17 protein-coding genes and 1 rRNA gene are annotated in these 21,170 nt (G+C 62.4%); 3 read left to right on the top strand and 15 right to left on the bottom strand.

Features of this window, described 5'->3' with window-relative positions:
• Positions 1-103 precede the first annotated feature (103 nt).
• On the top strand, positions 104-1,663 hold the full coding sequence (locus BX591_RS26570) for a hypothetical protein (RefSeq protein ID WP_111934294.1): 1,560 nt from the start codon (positions 104-106) through the stop codon (positions 1,661-1,663).
• 35 nt (positions 1,664-1,698) lie between these two features.
• On the opposite strand, the gene BX591_RS26575 is transcribed toward BX591_RS26570, so the two are convergent.
• Positions 1,699-2,631: a phosphatidylinositol-specific phospholipase C gene (locus BX591_RS26575; protein WP_167444617.1), complete on the bottom strand. Its 933-nt coding sequence runs from the start codon at positions 2,629-2,631 to the stop codon at positions 1,699-1,701.
• A 65-nt stretch (positions 2,632-2,696) separates the two neighbouring features.
• On the opposite strand from BX591_RS26575, the gene BX591_RS26580 reads away from it, so the two are divergent.
• Positions 2,697-3,725, top strand: coding sequence for a LacI family DNA-binding transcriptional regulator (locus BX591_RS26580; protein ID WP_111934295.1), 1,029 nt, complete (start codon positions 2,697-2,699; stop codon positions 3,723-3,725).
• Positions 3,726-3,731: 6 nt separating this feature from the next.
• Here BX591_RS26580 and ugpC read toward each other — a convergent pair whose 3' ends face one another.
• From ugpC to BX591_RS26645, 13 genes are all read right to left on the bottom strand, one after another.
• Positions 3,732-4,811 (bottom strand): sn-glycerol-3-phosphate ABC transporter ATP-binding protein UgpC, encoded by a 1,080-nt coding sequence (gene ugpC, locus BX591_RS26585; RefSeq protein ID WP_111934296.1) that lies wholly within the window; start codon positions 4,809-4,811, stop codon positions 3,732-3,734.
• Between the two features lie 163 nt (positions 4,812-4,974).
• Complete coding sequence (locus BX591_RS26590) at positions 4,975-6,180, bottom strand: porin (protein WP_111934297.1); 1,206 nt, start codon at positions 6,178-6,180, stop codon at positions 4,975-4,977.
• A 110-nt stretch (positions 6,181-6,290) separates the two neighbouring features.
• The gene (locus BX591_RS26595) at positions 6,291-7,142 is read right to left on the bottom strand and encodes a carbohydrate ABC transporter permease (RefSeq protein WP_111934298.1); all 852 of its coding nucleotides are present in this window, start codon (positions 7,140-7,142) and stop codon (positions 6,291-6,293) included.
• Positions 7,139-8,011, bottom strand: a complete 873-nt coding sequence (locus tag BX591_RS26600) for a carbohydrate ABC transporter permease (RefSeq protein WP_111934299.1) — start codon at positions 8,009-8,011, stop codon at positions 7,139-7,141. The genes BX591_RS26595 and BX591_RS26600 overlap by 4 nt, the downstream gene beginning before the upstream one ends.
• Before the next feature lie 30 nt (positions 8,012-8,041).
• Positions 8,042-9,280: an ABC transporter substrate-binding protein gene (locus BX591_RS26605; protein WP_111934300.1), complete on the bottom strand. Its 1,239-nt coding sequence runs from the start codon at positions 9,278-9,280 to the stop codon at positions 8,042-8,044.
• 355 nt (positions 9,281-9,635) lie between these two features.
• Positions 9,636-10,073 carry a hypothetical protein gene (locus BX591_RS26610; RefSeq protein WP_111934301.1) on the bottom strand — a complete coding sequence of 146 codons (438 nt, stop codon included), beginning with the start codon at positions 10,071-10,073 and terminating at the stop codon, positions 9,636-9,638.
• A gap of 126 nt (positions 10,074-10,199) precedes the next feature.
• Positions 10,200-11,660 carry a GDL motif peptide-associated radical SAM/SPASM maturase gene (locus BX591_RS26615; protein ID WP_111934302.1) on the bottom strand — a complete coding sequence of 487 codons (1,461 nt, stop codon included), beginning with the start codon at positions 11,658-11,660 and terminating at the stop codon, positions 10,200-10,202.
• A gap of 176 nt (positions 11,661-11,836) precedes the next feature.
• A complete protein-coding gene (locus tag BX591_RS26620; protein ID WP_111934303.1) occupies positions 11,837-12,421 on the bottom strand; it encodes a DUF1842 domain-containing protein in 585 nt (194 codons plus the stop codon).
• 48 nt (positions 12,422-12,469) lie between these two features.
• Positions 12,470-13,090, bottom strand: a complete 621-nt coding sequence (locus tag BX591_RS26625) for a DUF1842 domain-containing protein (RefSeq protein WP_111934304.1) — start codon at positions 13,088-13,090, stop codon at positions 12,470-12,472.
• 70 nt (positions 13,091-13,160) lie between these two features.
• Positions 13,161-13,349, bottom strand: a complete 189-nt coding sequence (locus tag BX591_RS26630; RefSeq protein WP_111934305.1) for a DUF1843 domain-containing protein — start codon at positions 13,347-13,349, stop codon at positions 13,161-13,163.
• 299 nt (positions 13,350-13,648) lie between these two features.
• Positions 13,649-14,374 (bottom strand): aspartate/glutamate racemase family protein, encoded by a 726-nt coding sequence (locus tag BX591_RS26635; RefSeq protein ID WP_111934306.1) that lies wholly within the window; start codon positions 14,372-14,374, stop codon positions 13,649-13,651.
• Positions 14,371-15,609 carry an S-methyl thiohydantoin desulfurase domain-containing protein gene (locus BX591_RS26640; protein WP_111934307.1) on the bottom strand — a complete coding sequence of 413 codons (1,239 nt, stop codon included), beginning with the start codon at positions 15,607-15,609 and terminating at the stop codon, positions 14,371-14,373. Before BX591_RS26640 ends, BX591_RS26635 begins: the two co-directional genes overlap by 4 nt.
• The gene (locus tag BX591_RS26645; RefSeq protein ID WP_244147023.1) at positions 15,599-17,851 is read right to left on the bottom strand and encodes a sigma-54-dependent transcriptional regulator; all 2,253 of its coding nucleotides are present in this window, start codon (positions 17,849-17,851) and stop codon (positions 15,599-15,601) included. The genes BX591_RS26640 and BX591_RS26645 overlap by 11 nt, the downstream gene beginning before the upstream one ends.
• A gap of 1,188 nt (positions 17,852-19,039) precedes the next feature.
• Here BX591_RS26645 and BX591_RS26655 point away from each other — a divergent pair.
• Positions 19,040-20,971 (top strand): SPFH domain-containing protein, encoded by a 1,932-nt coding sequence (locus BX591_RS26655; RefSeq protein WP_111934320.1) that lies wholly within the window; start codon positions 19,040-19,042, stop codon positions 20,969-20,971.
• 107 nt (positions 20,972-21,078) lie between these two features.
• On the opposite strand, the gene rrf is transcribed toward BX591_RS26655, so the two are convergent.
• A 5S ribosomal RNA gene (gene rrf / locus BX591_RS37420) occupies positions 21,079-21,170 on the bottom strand; the annotation flags it as partial.

The raw sequence follows: 21,170 nt of genomic DNA on the forward strand, positions 1-21,170 counted from the left end.
CAGCGTCGCCGCTATTCGTCCTTTCCGCGCCGCGCATTGCACACGCGTGCAACGCTCATAACACGCCATGCAATTTCTCTTTTAATTTTGAACGGGATTCCTCATGACAAGAACACTCAGGCAGCCAATGCCCGCGCACCGCCGGACCTTCCTCAAGGGCGGCGCCGCACTCGCTCTCACGCCGCTGGTGTCGGCGCTGTCCGCGTGCGGTGGCGGCGACGGCGGCTCACCCGGCGCATCCCAACTCTCCGCCAACGCGGCGGCGGCCAGTCGCAGCCTGACCGGACGCTCAATGACGATCAACCTCACCAACTGGATTCCCGACCTCGCGCTCGGCTACGGCAGCGCCGCAAGCCAAAGCGGTTCGGTACCGCAGGCGTCGACGGCACAGATCGCCGTGGGACAAGCCACCACGGTCAGCGCATCGAACAGCCTGGGCGACTGCACCGGTTCGTTCAGCCTGACAGGCAGCGACGCGAGCTTCGCCGTGTCGTATGTTCATCCGTTCGGTTCATCGCCGACGACAGTCGCCGTTGCGCCTTCGGCGGGCTACGTATCCGGTGCGAATGCCGCGACCTTTCCGGGTCACGACTCGGTGGCGAACGTCAATCTGTATCGCGGCGTCGCGACGAGCAACGGCGCGTGGGTGGCGCCGCTCGCGCTGCTCGGCACGCCGCCACGCAACAACGCGCAGGACTTCGCCAATAGCATGTTCGGCAACGGCATTCGCGGCGCTGCCGCAATCCAGTCCGCGTATCAAGACACGGGCGCGAGCGGCTATGTGCCGCCGGCGGATTTCACCGGCGGCCAGTTGGCGGGATTCGTCGCGCAATGGGTGCAGCGCTGGTTGAACGGCGCGTCCTATACCACGCTGCCCAGCACCGACGCGCAGTTGATCGACTGCCTGAGCCGCTACGTGAATAGCGCCGCCAGCAACGGCCCGCTGACCATGTGGGTACCGCAGATCGCCTATCAGTCAGGCTCGAACCCGGCGGTGTTCAATCTCACAGGCTATCAGCCGTTCGCATTTACCGACGTATCGGGCAACTGGAATGCGGCAAGTCTGTCGGCGTTTCTGACACTGCTCGCGGCGGGTTCGCACTTCGTGGCAATCAGCGCGACGAACGACCTGCCAGCGGGCGTATCGATGCAGGCCTTCGACACCTACCTGGGGGCAAGCGGCCTCACCACCAGCGTCGATATCGGCAATTCGCATTACACGTCGCTGCTCAATACGACGGGCAAGTACTACCTGAGCGTCGGCAGCGATTTCGCGCCGGAAAACTGCGGGCTGATTCTGTCGTTCCTGTATGGCCGCACCGTGAACAATCTGCTCGCGGGAAGCGGCACCTACAACACGTTCATTCAACTGGAAGGCTGGCAGGCCGGTGGCTCGCGCCACAACGCGGACTACGACACCTACCAGCAAACGTTGTGGAACATCTCGACCTACGGCGCGTCCGCCTATAGCGAGAAACGCGCGACCTCGATCTTCCTCGCGCCGGCCGGCTGGACGCCGCAGGTGTATCAAACCACGCTGATGATGCCTTACGTCGGCGCGTACGCGAACTCGAACGGCACACCGCAGAGCTGGTTGAATACGTCACTCGTGACGATTCCGGCCGGTGCCCCGGCGCTGCCCTCACGCTACGTGTCGAGTTGAGGCAGGGTCACGCGTTGCCGATTGAACGGCTCTAATCAAGCCTGCGATGGGCACCGGTTCACGTTTTGTGCCACCCACGCCCGAACCAGTGCCCATTGCGCGTACTCGCAGAAATCGATCATTAGCGCGCCGCGCGCGCTCGGGTAGTTTGCGAGGCAGTCGGCCATCATGTCATTGATGCCGCGCCGCCGGTCGTCGCCGCAGGCCACTCTGCGCGGGTTTGCACCCATGCCGGTACCGCTGCAAAAGTTGACGATCCAGCGCTTGAGCGCACCGTGCTGCGCGATCGAAAGCAACGCTTCGATCGCGCGGTATTTGTACGCTATCGACGCCTCGACCGGCACGCGAAACTCGTCCTGAATAATGAACGCCGCACCCGGCGCATCGAGTTCGAACGTGGCGTTATCAGGCCAGTTCGACAGATCGATGCCCAGCGCGCAATTGCTCTCGAACCTCCGCCACAGCACGATCGAACCGCGCACATCGCCCAAACGCGGAATCGTGTCGCCCAGATACCAGCTCTGCTGCTGCGCATAGCGTTCGACGTACGACTCGAACGTCCGCGCGAAACTGCGCGTGCAATCCTGCGTGCCACATTCGTCCTTCACCGACATCACGATGCATTCGCCGGGATGCTGCGATAGAAACTCAGCGCACGCGTCGATCACATCGTCGAACATCAGGCCGAGCGGAATGCGCGCGTGATTGATATGAAACACATCCCCTTCATGCCGGCACCGGATATCCAGCACGCGCACGCCGTGCGCCAATTGCTCCGCCAGCGTCGCGCCCTGCGTTTTCGCCAGCGAATCCTCAACGGTGTACGCACAACTATCGTGACTGCCCGGCAATGCCAACTGACTCAGCATGAGATCGTCGGCAAGGCTCGACATCCAGCAGGCCGGCGCCAATGCCGGCGCCGCGCCGGCATAGTCACCCTGCCCGGCTATATCGTGTTCGACGGTCATCTTCTTGTCCTCTTGATCGGGCAAGCTGCGTTAAGCTAGCTTCGCATCCCTTCATTCATTCACACATGCCTAAGAAACAAACGCTTTGGGTTACCGCCGCCGACGTCGCGCGCCGCGCCGGTGTGTCGCGCTCCGCCGTCTCGCGTGCCTTCTCGCCAACCGCGAGCATCGCACCCGAGACACGGCAGCGCGTGATGGAGGCCGCCGGCGCGCTCGGCTATCAGGTCAACCAGATCGCGCGCGAAATGATCATGCAGCGCAGCAGCATGGTCGGCGTCGTCACGGCGGGTTTCGAAAACCCGTTCCGCGCCAAGCTGCTCTCGCAGATCATCGCCGCGCTCGGGCGTCAGCAACTCACGCCGCTCGTGATGAACGCGGAAGACCCGGTGCAAATCAAGCATTCGCTGGAAATGCTGCTGAGCTACCGGATCGCCGGCATCATCATGACTTCGGCGTCGCCACCGCTCGGCCTTGCTCGCCAGTACCTGGAACGCGAGATTCCGGTGGCGATGATCAACCGCGCGTCGGATCTGCCCGGCGCGGACGTCGTGGTGAGCGACAATGCCGCCGGCGCCGCGCTGGCCGCGCGCATGCTGATCGACGCGGGGGCAAAGCGGCTTGCCTTCGTCGGCCCGACAAAAACCAGCTACAACGGCAAATCGCGCCGCACCGGCTTTGTTCGCGCGGTCCAGCGCATCGCCAAAGACGAACCGCGCCTCGTCGATCCGGTTCTGGTTCATGCCACGGAAGCCGATACCTATGAATGCGGCGTGGCGGCAGCGCAAGCGGTCCTCAGGCAAAACCCGCGCCCCGACGGCGTGTTCTGTTCGTCGGATCTGCTGGCACTGGGCTTTCTCGATGCCGCGCGTCAGCATTTCTCGATCCGTGTGCCCGAAGAACTGCGAGTGGTCGGGTTCGACGATATCCCCGCCGCCAGCTACGAAAACTATCGGCTCACCACCATCCACCAGGACACCTCCGGCCTGGCCAATGCCGTGGTCGAAATGCTGATCGACCGCATGGAGTCGTTTTCCGGCGCCTCACGTACGTACGTGGTGCCGGTCACGAGCGTGGTACGTAAAAGCTGCGCCTGAAGCTGCTCAATTCACGCGCCGCCCGCTCTGTCCATCGAAAAAATGGAGCTGCGCGGCCGGCAATCCGACACCGAGTTGCTCGCCAGGCGCCGGACGCTGGCGATACGGCAGGCGCACCACCAGGCTCTGCTTGCCGAGACGGCCGAACGCGAGATTGTCGGCGCCCAACATCTCGCAGGCGTCGACGGATAAACATATCGGCCGGTCGGTTGTCACCGTCACGTGTTCGGGGCGAATGCCGAGCACGCACTCGCGATTCGCTTCGACCTGCACGCCGGCGCCGCTCGCGCCCAGGATCGGAAGGCGCGGCCCGTCGTCGACGTCGAAGTGCTGCCGGTCCCCGCTCAGACGACCACGCAGCAGATTCATCGCGGGCGCTCCCATAAAACTCGCGACAAACGTACTTTGCGGACGCTCATAGATCTGCTCCGGCGTACCGATCTGCTCGATCCCGCCTTGATTCAGCACGACGATGCGCTGCGCGAGCGTCATCGCCTCCACCTGGTCGTGCGTGACGTACAGCGAAGTCGTACCCAGCCGCGCGTGCAAATTGCGAATCTCCGCGCGCATCTGACTGCGCAATTTCGCATCGAGGTTGGACAGCGGTTCGTCGAACAGAAAGAGCGCGGGTTCGCGCACGATCGCGCGGCCCATGGCGACACGCTGACGTTGACCGCCCGATAACGCGCTCGGCTTGCGTTCGAGCAAGGCGTCGAGCGAGAGCATCCGCGCGGTCGACGCGACGCGTTCTCGCACCTTGTCCGCCGGCATGCCGCGCATGCGCAGACCGAACGCGATATTCTGTGCGACCGTCATGTGCGGATAGAGCGCGTAGCTCTGAAACACCATCGCGACATTACGGTCCTGCGGCGCGATCTGATTGACGACGCGCGAGCCGATCCTGATGTCGCCGGAGGTGATGCTGTCGAGGCCCGCCGTCATTCTCAACAGGGTCGACTTGCCGCAACCGGACGGCCCGACCAGCACGACGAATTCGCCGTCCGCCACCTCCAGGTCGATATCGCGCAATACCTGCTGCCGGGCGTGCCGCGTCTTGCAGACCGCACGGAGTGTGAGTGTAGCCACCGTGTATTCCTTGTCGTATTACCATCGCATCGCGCCACGGAGCAAAACCGCCCCCCATGGCGGCCTCACCTACGTCACGCCGTTTGGCTCGGATTCGCGACGCGGGAGAGGCCTGCACCGCAAAAGACGTCAACGCCGGCCGCCACCGCAGCGGCCTGCACGATCAGAAGCGATGCAGAATGCCGACGCCCGCCGTGAACTGCGTGCTCGTCGACGACGGCGAACCGTTGAAGCCGTCGCCGATCGACGCCGTGGCGTCGATGATCTTCACGCCGTTCGAGCCGATCGTCTTGCCGCTAGCATGTTGATATGCCTCGCCCAGATACAGGCCGGTGCGGGAAGACAGGCTGTAGTACTGCGTCAGCGAAATCTGATGGTATTGCGCCGAACTGCTGATACCGTTCGACTGCGTCGCGCGCGTATAGCTATAACCGCCCGCGAAATCCCAGCTCACCGTCGGCTTCCAGTGCAAGACCGCGCCGGCCGTATTGAAGGTCGCCGTGTTCAGAAACGCCGAGCCCACGCCCGGGATGTACTGCACGTTCGAGTACGAGACCGACACGTCCCACGCCGGCGAGAACTTGTAGCCGGCCGTCACCGCGACACGCTGCTGCGCTTGCGCCGTCACGTAGCCGTTGTTGATGGCGGAAATGCCGGGCTGGCCACCGGAGTTCGTCGTCGAGTCCGTTCCCCACGCGCCGCCACCGACCGTCGAATTGTTGACGCGCTGGAAGCCCGCCGCAATCCCGAACGGTCCATTCAGATACTGGATCGCCGCGCTCCAGGTCGAGCCGCGATTGGTGCTGCCCGCCACGCCGCCGAGCGCATACGAACCGCTCACCGTAAAGCCGTAGAACTTCGGCGAGGTGTAGACCAGCGAGTTGTTCGCGCGAATGGTCGTGTCGAGCGAATCGAGATCGCCCGGATGCGCGCCGAAGAATCCGGTCAGATAGGTCGTCGGGCTATAAGGCGAAAGCAGCGTGTAGTAGGCCGTATATTGGCGACCCGCCGTCAACGTACCGTAGGCCGGATTCGTCAGACCGACCCATTCCTGGCGCGTGAACATGCCGCCCGTGAATTGCGATTGACCGTTCTGGCTATTCACGCCGGCTTCGAGCTGAAAAATCGCCTTCGAGCCGCCGCCGAGATCTTCGCTGCCCTTCAGGCCGAACCGGCTGCCGGCCCATGCGCCGTTCGACGCCGTGATCGCCGAATGGCCACCCGTCGTCGAACCGCGCGACGTGCTGCTGTTCTGATAGACGAGGCCGTTATCGATTACCCCGTAGAGCGTGACGCTGCTTTGCGCGTGAGCCGCCGTGGTCGCGACGAGGCCTGCGGCCGCCAGCACGACCGCCAAATGCTTGTTCATTTTCGTGGATCTCCAGATGGTAGGTAGACGAGCGCGAAGCACCCGGTACATTGACAATGTCACCCGACGCAGGCGCCATCGACCAGCGCGTGCCGCCTGCTTTATTTGCTTTACTTCAGCCCTCCGGAAAAACCGCGCAGCAGATAACGCTGCACGTATCCGGCGACGGCCAGGGTCGGCAGCGAAGCGATCATGCCGACGCTCATCAGATCGCCCCAGTCGATGCCGTTTTCAGTGACGTAGCCCGCCACCGCGAGCGGCAACGTAAAGCGGCTCGGCGTGCTGAGAAACAGCAACGCCAGCAGAAACTCGTTCCACGCCGCGATCAGCACGAAGATCGCGGTCGCGACGAGCCCCGGCGCGCACAACGGCAGCACGATATAAACGAGCCGCTGGATCAGACCGGCGCCGTCCAGGCTGGCCGCCTCCTCGTAGTCGATCGGCACTTCGCGCACGAACGAAAGCAGCATCCAGATCGACAAAGGCAGCGTGTACACCTGGTAGGCGAGCATCAAACCGAACTCGGAATCGAGCAGATGCAGGTTCTTGGCGAGCGTGAACAACGGCACCGCCACGGTGATCGGCGGCATCAGCTTGACCGCCAGCACCAGCATCAAGAACAGCAGATCGAGGCGCGCCGGAAAGCGCATGCGCACGAGTGCATAAGCGGCCGGAAAGGCGAGCGCGAGCGACAGCACGGTCGTCCCGCAACTGACCAGCACCGAGTTCAGCAACTGCCGGCCGATCCCGCTCGCCCATACCGTTTCGAAGTGCTGCAAAGTCGGCACATGCGGCCACAGCAACAACGGATGATCGAGGCGTTCGAGCGTCGGCGTGAATGCGGCGCCGATCATCCAGACACAAGGCAGCAGCAACAGGATCAACGCGATGGCCCGCAACAGCCAGAGCGCGGCCTGCCGGCCCACAGGACGCAACGCGGAAGACGACGTAGCGGTGTTCATCGCGCACCCGCCTTGCGGATCGACAGCCACACGTTGGCCGACACCAGCACCGCCGAGATCAGCAGCATCAGCACCGACGCGGCACTGGCTGGCCCGACGTTGAAGAAGCGGAAACCCGTGTCGTAGATATAGGTGGACAGCGTCTGCGTGGCATTGCCGGGACCGCCGCCCGTCAGCGCATAGACCTTGTCGAACAGCTTGAAGGTGTCGATCGAACGCAGCAGCATGGCGAGGACGATCTGCGGAACGATCAGCGGCAACGTGATATGACGCAGGCATTGCCACTCGCTCGCGCCGTCGGTGCGAGCCGCTTCATACAGCTCCGGCGCGATGGATTGCAAGCCGGCGAGAATGATCAGAAAGGCCATGGGCGTCCATTGCCAGACATCCACCAGAATCAGCGACCAGATCGCGAGATGCGGATCGGACAGCCATTGCACGCCGGGCAGATCGAACACCGCCAGCAGCGCGTTCAGAAACCCGCTGTAGTTCAGCCAGTTGCGCCAGATGGCCGAGCACACCAGGGTGGACAGCATCATCGGCAGAATCGCGAGCGGAATGATGAAGCGGCGGCCGGCAAACGCGCGGGAGAACAACAACGCCAGTGCGCCGCCGAGCGCGACTTCGATCACCGACGCCGCGACCGTGAACTGCAGCGTATTGGCGAAGCTCGCGGAAAACTCGCTATCGCCGAGCACCGCGCGATAATTTTCCAGTCCGGTAAAGATGCGATGGCCCGACGCATAGTCGACGTTGAAGAAAGAGTCGATCAGTACGCGCAGTACCGGATACAGCGCAAGCACGCCGAGCACCAGCAAAGCGGGACCCACCAGCAGGACCAGTGGCAGATAGCGGCGCACGGCGTTCATGGCATGGAATAGATCGGCGGGACGACGGGGTTATTGGGCCGCGGCGGCAAGCGCCGGCGTGATCTTCCGCGCGGCCTGATGCAAGGCGGCGTCCGGCGCGAGCTGGCCGGTCAGCACCAGTTGCAATGCGTCGCCGAGAATGCTTTCGATCTGCTGCCAGTCCTTCACACGCGGACGGGCCCGGCCGGCTTCGAGCGCCTTGAGCTGATCCGGATACCAGCGGAATTGCTTCACCAGCGCCGCATCGTCGAACACGCTTTTACGGGTCGGCGGAATACCCATCGCGGCCAGCCGAGTTTGTGTATCGCGGTTGGTCAGATAGGCCAGGAATTCTTGTGCGAGCGCGGCGTGGGGTGCGTCTTTCGGAATCGCCATCTGCCAGATACCGAGCATCGGCGACGGTCCCTTCACCTGGCCGGGCGGCGCTTGCAGCGCGACTTCGCCGACCACGCGCGACTGCTTCGGGTCGTCGAGCGCGGGAATCCACGCCGGCCAGACTTCCAGCGCCTGTGCCGCCGCACCCTTTTGCAAGGCGTCGCGCACTTCGGCTGCGCCGTAGACCGCGACCTCCTTCGGCGCGTTGTTCTTCAGCGCGACGAACATTTTCAATGCGCTCAGCGCTTGCGGGGAATCGATCGTCACCTTACCGCCCTGATCGATCACGTCGCCGCCGTACGCCCACAGAATCGGCAGGAAACCGGTCACGACCGGGTTGCCCTTCGCGCCGCGAAACACCACGCCGGACACGTCCTTATCCGCCGCGCCGGTGGTCTGCGCGATCTTCAGCACGTCGTCCCAGTTGCGCGGCGGCTGCAGCTTGTATTTCGCCAGCAAGTCCTTCCTGTAGGCGAACATTTCGACGTTGCCCACCACCGGCAGCGCGTACAAACCGCCCGACGGCGCGCGGCCGAGCGCGACGGTCGAGGCGACCATGTCCGCATCGGCGAGGTTCGCCGGCAGCGGCTTGAGCCAGCCGTTCGACATGAATTCGGGCGACCACGTGTCGTCCATCATCACCAGATCGAAGGCGCCGGTGCCTTCGCGCATCGACAGTTTGAGCTTCTGGTAGAGGTTCGCATTGGGCAGCTTCAGCAGTTCGATATCCGTGCCGGGGTGCAGTTTCGTGAAGCCGGCGACGGCGTCCGCCAGGCCGCGTCCGTAGATGTCGTCGCGGCCGGCGATCACGAGATCGGCTGCGCCGGCGCTCGACGCTGCGATGGATAAGGCGACGGCAACGGATACGGCGCGCAGGCTGCTGAACAGTTTCATGCGATCTCTCGGTGAAGAAACGGAAGTCGGGGCGGGTTGATTGCAACCGTGTGCAACGTCACGTACAAATATCTATCGATGCACGGGCGCCATTCTGGCTGTGGATCGTTAAAGATTTGTGGCAAGGGAATGGAAAGGTGCCGGCCGGTCGCTGAGGCGACACAACGCGAGCACGGTTTCGCCTTGTGCGCCAAACAGACGTGGGGCAGCAAATCGGGAGCTCGAGGGACGGACGGCGGCTCGCGTCGACGAATCAGACCAAGCCGTATAACAGCGGTGCGGTGAAGACCTTAGAGCAAAGTCGGCGCGCCAGGCGATAACGCCAGGCGCGCCGACAGGAAGGCAGACGAATCAGTTAGCCGATGTTCCGCCCGGACGGCACATAGTCGATGATGATCTGCGGAACCGTCACGACTTTAGATGCGTTGAATGCAAACTTCTTGAACGTCGCCGGATCTGGAATCCATTGCTTGGTGCCGTTCGACACCAGATACTCCTGCGGCGCGCCATTGCCTTTGGCCAGCACCGCGCCCGACGTGAGAGCGGGACCGCGCGGCACGTTGTCGACCAGATAGTCGCTCACCACGACACCGTTCCACGAAGCGAACAGATTGTTGTACGTCTCCGGATTGGGAATCCACTGCAACTCGCCATTCAGCACCAGATAAATGGGGCCGCCCGTGCTGGCGATGACGCGTTCGCCGTCATACTTGCGCCAATCGACGGCAAGCGATTCCTTGACCTGGTTTTCCGGCGCGATGACGCGTTCTTTCTCAAGCGTTTGTGTCGACATAATGATCTCCGATTGTGATGCGTTGAAAGAGTGAATCCAACATGCCAATCTTTACTTCTGTCTCGACCAACGGAACATCTCTCGCCTTGTCCCAGGCGTGTCTTTGCAACTTTTCGTACGGTGCTATCAACCGGCCGGTTGACCCAGCAAGTGTTCGAGATTACTGATCAAGGCCCGGCGGTATTGCGCCTGTTCTTCATAGATTCGTGCCGAAGCCGCGATATCCTCGCTGCAATGCGGACAGGTTTGCTCGTGCGCGTGAACGTAGCCATTGCAGTTACGGCACAGCTCCAGTTTCGCCGGCACACGGCCCACTTCCGGCGCGCGCTTGCCTTTGTTCTTCCACGTCAGTTCGATGGTTTGCCCCGAACGGACGATGCTCGCCACCGGCGTGCCGTCCGCTATCTTCTCGGTCACCAGATCGAAGCGCCCCACCGCAAACGAGGTGGCGCCGGCTTCCTCGACTTTGACGATGCGCTCGCGCAGCCCCTGTTTCTGCAGTTCGATCACACGGTAGTGGCAATACGGATTGTTGCCGGGCTTGCCGAGCAATGAATGCGACGTCCATGTGCAGCCGCCGCGGCATACATCCGCGTAATAGCAGGTGCGGCAGAAGCCCCACAGGTCGTCCACCGAGCGCAGCCGGCCGAAATGGATGGCTTCGCTCGTCCGCCAGATTTCTTCCAGCGAGAGATCGCGCACGTTGCCGCCGGCAAAGCCGACTGTCGCCAGCGACGGACATCCCTTGACCGTGCCGTCCGCCTCCAGCGCGATCACCTGTTGCCCCGCGCTACAGCCGGTCCAATGCACGCGCTCGTCGCCGAAACCGCGCCACAAGTGTTCATAGGGACCGTAGTAGCCGATGTTATTGCCCACGTTCATCAACAAGCCGTGGCTCAAACCGCGTCGATAGAGGCTCGCCAGCAGCGGCATCAGTTCCTGCAACTGGTACGGCTGCAGCAGTAGTTCGTCGTTATCGGCGGCGTTGCCCATCGCCACCGTCAGTTGAATCTGCCAGTGGGTCGCGCCGAGTTCGATGATGGTGTCCATCAGCGCCGGCAGATCCGGCAGGGTCAGCGCGCCGATCTGCGTGTTGACGCTGGTGGCGAGACCGGCGGCACGGGCACGCTTGAGCGTGTCGATTGCCTTGCCGAACGAGCCGGGAACGTTGCGTACCTTGTCGTGCAGCGGCGCCATCCCGTCGAGCGACACGCCCACCCCGTTCAGCCCCGCTTCGACGGCTTGCGCGAGCCGCGCCGGATTCAGATTGCGGCCGCCGGTTTGAATCGCGCAGTACATGCCGTGCGAACGGATCGCCTCGATCAGTTGAATCCAGTCCTTGCGCAGATAAGCTTCGCCGCCGATCAGCGACACCTCGCGAGTGCCGAGGCGGGCCAGCGACTCGATCACTTCCAGACACTCTTCGGTATTCAGTTCGTTGGGGCGGCGGCGACCGGCGCGCGAACCGCAATGCAGACACTTCAGATCGCAGGCCAGCGTAATTTCCCACACCACATGCACGGGAACGAAGCGCTGAAAGTCGTCGTCGCGCAAATAGCGGGCAGGCTGCTGACTGGTCTCGAGCATGTTGCTTCCCTTTCGTATGTGGGTTTCTGACTGCACCACTGCTTAACTGCGGCTTAACCGCTCATTCCCGGCGACGCAGGGCGTAGCGCAATTGCGTCGCTACGTCGCTACGTCGCTGCGTCGCTGCGTCGCCAGCAAGGCAGGCGCCCCAAAGCGCCTACGCCTCCTGCCGTCGATCAGGCACGTCCTTCCAGCCGGGCAATTTCGGCATTCAGTCTGGTCAGCTCGTTCTGAATGTTGCCGGCGTCGGCGAGTTGCTGTTCAGCCTGACGAGCCAGCGACTTCATCTGGCTCAGATCGCCGGAGGCTTTCGCCTGCTGCAATCCCACGCCGTAAAGCGGCGTGACCGGCTGGCTCGGCTCGTGCGGTTGCAATGCGCCGGTGAGCGTGACGATCGCGTGTTCGACGTCGTGCCAGCGCTGGTTGTCGAAATACTTGTAGCCGGCTTGTCCCGACTGCCAGTTGCTTTTCAGCACGCCGTGGAACTGGAACGTCTCCGCGAGACCGCTGGTCGGTCCCGACGGACTGCCCGACAACGTCAGGACGATGACCGGATCGGTGCCAGGCGCCAGTTGAAGCTGGCTGTAATTGCCCCAGACATCCGCATGGAATTCGAGCGGCGGATAGGTCGACTGATAGATGCGGGCCACGCCGCTCACCCGCTTGGCCGGCGTGTTGACGAGCAGGGACAGCGTGAGAACGGGCGCGCCGATCGCGGGCGTCGCGACGCGCAGATTAACCGGGAAAAGACCGACAGTCATGGCGATAACTCCTGTAGACAAGGGGTAGCGAAGCGTGACGATCCAGCGTTAGCGAGCGGCTTCGAGCCGGGCGATTTCCGCCTTGAGTTCGCTCAGGCCGGTCTGGATGCTTGCGCGGCTGTCGAGTTGTTGCTGCGCGAAGCTCGCCAGCGTCTTCATATGCGCGAGATCGCCGCTTGCCAGCGCATGCTGGATACTCACGCCGTACAGCGGTGTCGGACCGCCATGCGGGTTGCTCGGAATCACGGGACCGGGTTCCAGCGGCACGAATTCCGGATCGAGCCTTGCCGGCACGTTGGAGATTTCGACCCAGCGGCCATCGTTCAGATAGCTGTAATTGGCAACGCCGTGTTGCCAGTCGCTGTCCAGCACCAGATGCAGGCGGAAGGTCGTGATCGAATTCGATTCCGGGCCGCCGGTGTTGCCTTGCAGAACCACCAGGATGCGCGTCTCCGACGGCGGCATGAGCGCCATGTACGTGAACGTGCCCCACGTGTCGGCATGAAATTCGAGCGGCGGATTCACCGCCTGCGTGATCGATGCGCCGCCGACGACGGTGCGCCGGGGCGTATCGACCAGAAGTCCGAGCGTGAGCGTCGGCGCGCCCGGCAATCCGGTACCGACGACATAGCGGGCCGGGAAGAGGCCAATACGGGGAATGGTAGCCATGCTGTTTTCCTGGTGGTTGACTGAACGACGATAAGCAACGATATGAGCGACGACGAAAGACAACGGCGGATCAGTTGTGATCCAACTTCGCGATCTCGATCCTGAGCACGTCGACCGCGGCGGCGAGGTTGCCTTGCTGTTGCAAGATCGCTTCGGCCTGGGCCAGCAAGGCCTTCATCTTCGCCAGGTCGCCTTCCGACACGGCCTGATGAATCGCCACACCGTACGGTGTGATGGGATGCTGAGCGGCTTGACTCATGTTCTTCCTCACTTGACGAAATGACGCTATAGCGGAGAGCCCAACGTTTTTATGTGTGCGCCGGCGAACCCGGCTTGCCTCGGACGCGGCAGACACTATGCAAGCCATATGCCAATGCAGCGGCGCGCCGCGTGACGGGAATCGGGCGATTCCGGAGCGCGCGCGGTGGACGGAGGCGTCCTTTTTATAAGCGCACGGTGGACGATTTCGACCACTCGTAGACGGCGGCCGCCGTAAACGAAAAAAGCATCCGGGTCAGGGATATTTCCCCGAGCCGGATGCTCTGGACGCGCGACGCGTCAGGAAGGAATGACGTACTTGCTATAAGTCAGCCGGCTCGGGCGAACCCGCATCCGCACCAGCGAAACCAGCAAACTGAAACCGGCGTGATTGGGATCGATCACCGGCACGTAAGCCCCCAATGCTTCCTCGAGCAGCACGCCCACGCGACTGGCCACATCGACGAAACCGGTGCAGCCGAGCAGGATGGATTGCGCGCCGTCTTCGTTGATCGCCTTCATGGCCTGTTCGAAGGTCTTGGCGACCACCACGTCGGTGTTATCGAGTTGATCCACCGGGCAATTGATCGCGCGAATCGACGCAAAGTTATCCTGCAGCCCGTAGCTCTGAGGATGACCGCGCTGCATGGCGAGCGTGCTTTGCAGAATCGTGATGATCGAAAAGCGCTGGCTGAGCATCAGCGCCGTGAACGCCGAGGTCGGAAATCCGCCGATGATCGGAATGTCGATTACCTCTCTAGCCGCTTCGACACCCGCCATGTCGAAGTCGGTCAGCCAGATGCCGTCGAAGCCGTCTTTCGCGATCTGGCGCGCGAGTGTCACGACCGGCATGCCGTTTTCGAGCCAGTTGGTGCGATTCTCGATACACGGGTGACCACTGGCGATGTTGCGCACCTCGACCTGAACGTCGGGCGGTACGACGGGGGCAACGGCCTTCATGATGCGGTCGTTGAACTGGTTCGTCGCGACCGGTACGAGGACGCAGATACGAAGCGGCGCGCTCAAGATAATTCTCCCCGAAGCGGCGACGCCTGAAGTTTGCCCACCGGCACGTACGGGCCGAGATAGCCGAGCGGTTCGAGAAGTTCGAGAAAACTTTCGAGTATCAGGCCACCGGGTACGGTTAGCGGCGCTTCGGCCTCCCAGCCGATCAGCGTCACCTTGCGCTTGCCGACCACCGGGTTGAGCGAGCCGTCCTCCAGCACCAGATCGCCGTTGGTGAAAATCGACTGTCCGTCGCCTTCGACAAAATACGCGATGCTGTCCGGCGCCAGCACGATCGGCTGCGGGCGGCGGCTGTCCCAGGCGATCAGCGATTCGTTCTGATACACCACGGTATAGGTATGTTGTCCCGCCTTGATGCCGATCTTGCCCACGTCGAATCCGCCACTCGTGTCCACCTTGGCCGACACCAGTTCGCCCGGTTCCGAGATCGCGCGCGCCGAGATACCGCTGTGCTCGGCGAGCCACGCGATCATCTGCGGGACGTTGCGGACCCGGCCCGCGCCGAGCGCACGGCCGAGCGTCAACGCACGGTTCAGCGTGCCGCGAATCGGCAATGCACCGCCCAGTTCGGCCGGCGTCATCACCCACATTGCAAGTCCGCCGAACTGATTGAATTCCGGATCGCCGACGATCGGCCGGATCATCTGTTCGACGATGGCGGAGACGTCGCGCTGATGCGACGTGCCGCCGCTCGTATGGCTGTGGCGCGGCGTCACGTTCAGCTCGACGTTCAGTCCGCTCTGGCTGACGAGATAGGCCGGCCGCGGATCGATTTCGCGGGCGGCATACGTGAGCATGGGCAGCGAGGGCACGGCGCGGCCGGCGCCGTCGGCGTCGATCACCGCGAGGCCCAGCTTCGCGGCCACCAGACACGCCACGCTAAAACCCAGCGCACCGCTTTCCGGCGGCGCGATGTAGGCCAGCTTGCGGCCTTGCGCCGCCAGCCGCTCCTGCACGCTCTGCACGGCCAGCACGGGGCCCGTCGGATAGGTTGCCGAGTTGATCGCTTCCGGCGCGCCGAGATAGGCCACCATGACGGCGTCGCCCAACGCGTCGGGGCCCGAGGCTTCTTCAACCGTCACGACCGTGACCGTCTCGCGCGGGTAGTAGTCGCCCTTGCGAAAATTCGCGGCCAGATGACGTGCGGACTCGACCGTACCGCCGCCGCCGCTGCCGAAGAAAGCGCCCCCGAGCAGCAAGGGTTCCAGATCCTGTGGACCGAGTTCATAGGCCATGTGCCATTCCTTTTTTTTGCGGGTGGAGGGAATCGGTATTGCGCAGCTCGGCCAGCAGGCGCAGCGCGCGCATGGCGCCGGGCGCGGGGCGCTCGGACGACTCGGCGCGCAGCGCGCGCTCGAGCACGTCGACGGCGTCGGTGCGGCGGCCGGTCTGGTTGAGGAGGTCGGCCAGATGGGTCGAGGCGGCGATGCGCGCCGGCACGGAACCCAGCGCGCGCGAGGTGGAGATCGCGCTGCGCAGGCCCTGCTCGGCTTCCGTCATCTCGCCCAACGCCCATTGCGCGCGCGCCCTGACAATCAGCAGTTCGCCGAGATAAACGCGCTCCTGCCGTTCGATCACTTCATCGAGCGCACCGGCGAGCAGCGTCTCGCACGCCTGCGGACGTCCCGCGCGCAACAGCAGTTCGCCGTGCTGCCACGTCTTGAACGAATAGAACAACGCACCACCGTTGTTGGCCATGTGATTGTCGTAACCGTCCAGCAGCATGGCCTGAGCCTCGTCGAGCGAGCCGCGCGCGCTGAGGTAACACGCGCGGAACGCTTTGCCGACACCGCGATAGAACGTGAACCCCGCCACTTTGGACACGGCATCCAGTTCACTGGCCAATTCGCCGAGCCGGTCGATTTCGTTGAAGAGGAACGTGAGCCACGCCGCGCCCTGCAGATCGAGAACATGGCCAAGCGCGTGCTCGTTGCCGTCCGAGGTGCGCTCGATCAGCGTCTCCATCGAGCGGCGGGCCTTGTCGACCGCGCCGATCTGAAAGCCGGCGAGGCCTTCGAACGTCAGGGCGAGGCCTGCGAGGTCGAGACCCTGAACGCCGATGCGCCGATCCTTGCGGCCGATGCCGGTCAATCCGCCGCGCGTGAGACACGCCAGCGCCTCTTCGCTGTCGCCCAGCCAGAACAGCGTATTGACCATGGCGATGTGCGCTTCGTCGAGCGTCGCCTGGCGGCCCATGCCTTGCGCCTGTTGCAGCAGGTTCTGCGCGGTCGCGCGGGCCTCGGTGAGTTGCAATGTAGTCAGTTGCGTCGTCCAGACGCCGAAACGGACCGACGCGAGTTCGTCCTCGTCGCACACGCCTTGACCCACGGTAAGCGCGGCCAGATAACACGCGGTCGCTTCGGCATGCAGCCAGCCGTACACGCTGCGCAGGCTCACGCCAAGCATGCGATAGGCTTCGAACTGGTGGTGACGGGTGTCGTCCGGACCAGTGCTCTTCAGCAGTAGGTCGAGACAGCGGCGCAATAGCGGAATGGCCTCCTGGAATTGCGATGCGTTGACCAGCGCCTCGGCCTGCGCCAGACAATCCCGCGCCACGCGGTGCCGCTCCTCACGCGCCTTCTGCCTGCGCTCGATCGTTTTGCGACTCACGCCCAGCAGCACGGCAGCCGCGCTCTTGTTATTCGAGGTGCGTTCGAGCGCGCGATCGATCAGCAGGTTTTCCGCGGCCGCGAGTTTGTCGTCGCCGTCGAGTTGCAATAACTGATCGGCGAGCGCGACACGCGAGTTCGTGTCCACCGCGCCGGTGGCGAGAAACGGCGTCAGCATGTCGGCGTCGATTCGGGTGCGCTCCGCGAGCACGCTCAACTGGCTGATCAGGTTGCGCAACTGGCGGATATGACCAGGCCACACCTGCTGGCAGAGGCTGCGGATCGCCGTCGGCGTGAATTCGATGACGCGCGTTTGCTGGGCGGCGAAGTGAGCCGCGAGCAAGGGAATGTCGTCGGCACGCTGGTCGAGGCCTGGCACATTGAGCACGAACACCGCGAGACGGTAGAACAGATCTTCGCGGAACCGTCCTTCGTGGACCGAACGGCGCAGATCGCGATGCGTCGCCGCCACGACGCGCCCTTCGAAGCGTACGCTGGCCGATGAGCCGACCGGCCGGAAACTACGCGTCTCCAACGCACGCAACAATTTCGGTTGCAGCGTCAACGGCAATTCGCCGATCTCGTCGAGAAACAGCGTGCCCTGCCCGACTTGTCGAAGCAGACCTTCGCGATGATCGGACGCGCCGGTGAACGCGCCCTTCACGTGGCCGAACAATTCGGCCTCGACCAGATGTTCGGGAATCGCACCGCAATTGACGTCGACAAAAGGCTCGTTGCGATTCAGGGCAAGTGCGTGAATGCGCCGCGCCACCAGCTCCTTGCCCGAGCCGGTCGGCCCCATGATCAATAACGCGTGATGAGTGGGCGCCACGCGGTCGATCATGCGCACCAGTTGCCGGAACGCCATGGACGAACCGATGAACGCGGCGTCGTCCGGCGCTTGCGCACGCGTGCTTGTGCGCGACTCACTCGACGACGGTTGAGTATCGAACTCCATCATATGACGCGCCCCCGGGCACGGCCTCCACATCATGATGAAAAGCGGTAGGACTTCTTTTAACCGCAGAGCGAACCGGCGATACGATGCCCGACCCGGCTGCCTATGCGCTTCGCATGGGGCATACCGTGCATTCACTCACGCAATCCGGATACTTTTTTCTTCGGTGACTTTCAATACCGCCATGTCATTCCAATGACAGGCACCGGAACGGTGACGGCGGCAATATATTTTTTATGCTTATTAATTATTTTTACGAAAATCGGGTCTCGCGACGGGTACTTCTCCACGCCAGCACCGTGGCTGACTGTGTTATCGGCATCAGGAATGTCAAGCTTAGCAAAGTTACACTGGAATTTGCTCGGGACTCCCTTGTTATTTTCACGTAGTCCGGCTTCACGTCATGGTAGTTGTGACGGGTGATTATTTCTGGTTAAAACAGTGAATCAGCAAACCAGATCAATGTGACAGGTTCGGGTCGATCAGGCGGCTCCGCTCTGTCTGGTCCTTTTCCGCCATGGGCGCTTTTTGTGAATCTATGCGTTGCGGGTTCTTTATGAAGTCCTCCTCTAAAAGCTGGGGTGTCATCTAAAATTACTTGGACATTCGCTCATCGCGAGGCATAGAATTCCATCAGATTAGCAATCTGCGGAAAGTCGCTGAAATCTTGCAAGTCGCTACGGCAGTACCGGTTGTCTGGTTCCTGAGCTTCGTCAAGCACGACGCCACGCGTGATGGGATAAAGTCCCGCGCGCTGCGCGCATTGGCTCCCCTCTCCTTTCTTCTGCCTCATGCAACAACGCACTTTGCGTTGTTGAGCCGCCCTGTCCATTACGTGACGATGCAATGGTCCGCACCGCAGTCTCCGTGGCGTATCGTGCTCGCCATTACAGGCAATCCTGCTCTCTCCAGGCGTCGGGATAGAAACCCCACCACGCCGCTCGACGGCTGACGTCGCTCTACATTCCTTTCACACGGTAGTGCCTAAACCCTTGCGTCGCGAGCGTGCTGTCATAAGCACGAATAGCGGATGGTGACGCTCGGTCATTCGAAGTACAACGCTAAAAAGAGTCCAATAACATGCACATGTTTTTATCCATGAGCTTAGTGGTTCCGTTGATTGTTTTACTGGTCATTGGCTTGCTCGCGGTGGTCGGCGTCTGGCTGTCGGGCGCCGTTCGCTATATTCCGAACGACGCGATCGGCGTCATCGAAAAGATCTGGAGTGCGCAAGGATCGGTGCAGGTCGACTTGCTCGCCTTGCATGGCGAAGCGGGGTTTCAGCCCGACGTGCGCCGCGGCGGCTTTCATTTTTTCACGCCGTTCCAGTATCGCGTTCATATCCGGCCGATGGTGTCGGTCACGCAAGGCAAGATCGGTTACGTGTTCGCGCGTGACGGGGTCGATCTGCCGGCGGGCCAGACGCTCGCCGACAATGCCACCGTCGACGATTTCCGCGATGTCCGCGCGTTTCTCGAACATGGCGGCCAGAAAGGTCCGCAGCGCAAGGTGCTGCGTGAGGGCACGCATATTCTGAATCCTGCGCTGTTCGTCGTCATGACGGAAGACACGACCTATTCCCTGTCGATGGCGCCGGAAGAACGCGCCTATTACGCCCGCATGCGCGACGTGCTCGATGAGCGCAGCGCCTTCACGCCGGTCGTGATCAAGGAAGTCACGGGCGCTCACGGTTCCGACCAGATCGCCGTCGTGACGGTACAGGATGGTCCGGGTCTGCGCGTGGACGAGTTGCTCGCACCCGACGTCGGCGATCAGCACAATGCGTTTCAGGAGCCGGAGAAGTTTCTCGCGGCGGGTGGACGTCGCGGTCGTCAGGAACGTGTGCTGGTGGAAGGTACTTACTACATCAACCGGCTCTTCGCGACGGTCGAGTTTTTGACCAAGACCATCGTTCCAGTCGGCTTCGTGGGGGTGGTCGTCTCGTACACGGGCCGTCGCGGCGACGACCTGTCCGGCAGCGACTACAGTCATGGCGAGCTGGTCAAAACCGGTTGCCGTGGCGTCTGGAGCGAACCGCTGATGCCCGGCAAGTACGCGTTCAACCCGTACGCCGGCAAGATCGAATTCGTGCCGACCACCAACTTCGTGCTGCTCTGGAAAGCCGGCGAGAGCGGCTCCAAATTCGATTCGAATCTGCGCGAGATCACGCTAATCACAAAGGATGCGTTCGAACCGCAGTTGCCGTTGTCGGTGGTGGTCCACATCGACTATCGCAAGGCGCCGCTCGTGGTGCAGCGTTTCGGCAATATCGAGCAACTGGTCGAGCAGACGCTGGATCCGATGGTGTCGTCGTACTTCAAGAACGTCTCGCAAACGCGCACGTTTATCGAGCTGATCCAGTCGCGCAGCGAATTGCAGAGCAATGCGTCGAGTGAGATGCGCGAACGTTTCAAGGCGTATTCGCTGGAGTTCGAGGAAGTCCTGATCGGCACGCCGAAGCCGCAAGCCGGCGACACGCAGATCGAGAACATCATGGCGCAATTGCGCGACCGGCAGATCGCGCGCGAACAGGTCGAAACGTTCGCGCAGAAACAGATCGCCGCGGACAAGCAGCGTGAATTGAACGAAGCTGAACAGCGCGCGGCGAAACAGAAGGAGTTGACGGGTTCGTTGGTCGACGTGTCGATCAAGGAGAACCAGGGCTCGGCGGCGGTGAAGGCTGCGGAAAAGCGTCGTCAGGAAATCGAAGCGCTCGCGCAGGCCGACAAGTTCAGGCAGGAGATGGAAGGCTCGGGTCGCGCGTCGGCGATCAAGGCAGTGGGTGAAGCGGAAGCCTCGGCGATCAAGGCGAAGTCCGAAGCACTGCAGGGTGAAGGCGCGGACAAGCAACTCATGCAAACGGTGATGCTGCGGTTGGCCGAAGCATTCGAAACGTCGCGCGTGCCGCTGGTTCCGCAGATCCAGTTGGGCGGCGAGAGTGGTGGCAATGCGATCAATACGCTGATGTCGCTGATGAGTTCGCTGAAGGCGGGGGAATTGGCGCAGTCGCTGTCGGGTAAGAGCGAATAGTAGGGCGATTACGGCGCTGGGCGTTGAGTACTTTGTTGTGATTTTTTCCAGCGCCGTAAACGCAGAAACCCCACCTTTCGGGTGGGGTTTCTGCTTTCTGCTTTGGAGCCTGACGATTACCTACTTTCACACGGGCAATCCGCACTATCATCGGCGTGGAGTCGTTTCACGGTCCTGTTCGGGATGGGAAGGGGTGGTA

The organism is Paraburkholderia bryophila (assembly GCF_003269035.1).
Classification (GTDB): Bacteria; Pseudomonadota; Gammaproteobacteria; order Burkholderiales; family Burkholderiaceae; genus Paraburkholderia; species Paraburkholderia bryophila.

What these genes read in the sequence shown, in the direction of transcription:
- BX591_RS26575 (WP_167444617.1), bottom strand. Translation starts at nt 2,631, where the DNA reads ATGACCGTCGAACACGATATAGCCGGGCAGGGTGACTATGCCGGCGCG.
- BX591_RS26580 (WP_111934295.1), top strand. Translation starts at nt 2,697, where the DNA reads ATGCCTAAGAAACAAACGCTTTGGGTTACCGCCGCCGACGTCGCGCGC.
- BX591_RS26630 (WP_111934305.1), bottom strand. Translation starts at nt 13,349, where the DNA reads ATGAGTCAAGCCGCTCAGCATCCCATCACACCGTACGGTGTGGCGATT.
- BX591_RS26620 (WP_111934303.1), bottom strand. Translation starts at nt 12,421, where the DNA reads ATGACTGTCGGTCTTTTCCCGGTTAATCTGCGCGTCGCGACGCCCGCG.
- BX591_RS26570 (WP_111934294.1), top strand. Translation starts at nt 104, where the DNA reads ATGACAAGAACACTCAGGCAGCCAATGCCCGCGCACCGCCGGACCTTC.
- BX591_RS26625 (WP_111934304.1), bottom strand. Translation starts at nt 13,090, where the DNA reads ATGGCTACCATTCCCCGTATTGGCCTCTTCCCGGCCCGCTATGTCGTC.
- BX591_RS26600 (WP_111934299.1), bottom strand. Translation starts at nt 8,011, where the DNA reads ATGAACGCCGTGCGCCGCTATCTGCCACTGGTCCTGCTGGTGGGTCCC.
- BX591_RS26595 (WP_111934298.1), bottom strand. Translation starts at nt 7,142, where the DNA reads ATGAACACCGCTACGTCGTCTTCCGCGTTGCGTCCTGTGGGCCGGCAG.
- BX591_RS26610 (WP_111934301.1), bottom strand. Translation starts at nt 10,073, where the DNA reads ATGTCGACACAAACGCTTGAGAAAGAACGCGTCATCGCGCCGGAAAAC.
- BX591_RS26605 (WP_111934300.1), bottom strand. Translation starts at nt 9,280, where the DNA reads ATGAAACTGTTCAGCAGCCTGCGCGCCGTATCCGTTGCCGTCGCCTTA.
- BX591_RS26655 (WP_111934320.1), top strand. Translation starts at nt 19,040, where the DNA reads ATGAGCTTAGTGGTTCCGTTGATTGTTTTACTGGTCATTGGCTTGCTC.
- BX591_RS26645 (WP_244147023.1), bottom strand. Translation starts at nt 17,851, where the DNA reads ATGGCGTTCCGGCAACTGGTGCGCATGATCGACCGCGTGGCGCCCACT.
- BX591_RS26640 (WP_111934307.1), bottom strand. Translation starts at nt 15,609, where the DNA reads ATGGCCTATGAACTCGGTCCACAGGATCTGGAACCCTTGCTGCTCGGG.
- BX591_RS26615 (WP_111934302.1), bottom strand. Translation starts at nt 11,660, where the DNA reads ATGCTCGAGACCAGTCAGCAGCCTGCCCGCTATTTGCGCGACGACGAC.
- BX591_RS26590 (WP_111934297.1), bottom strand. Translation starts at nt 6,180, where the DNA reads ATGAACAAGCATTTGGCGGTCGTGCTGGCGGCCGCAGGCCTCGTCGCG.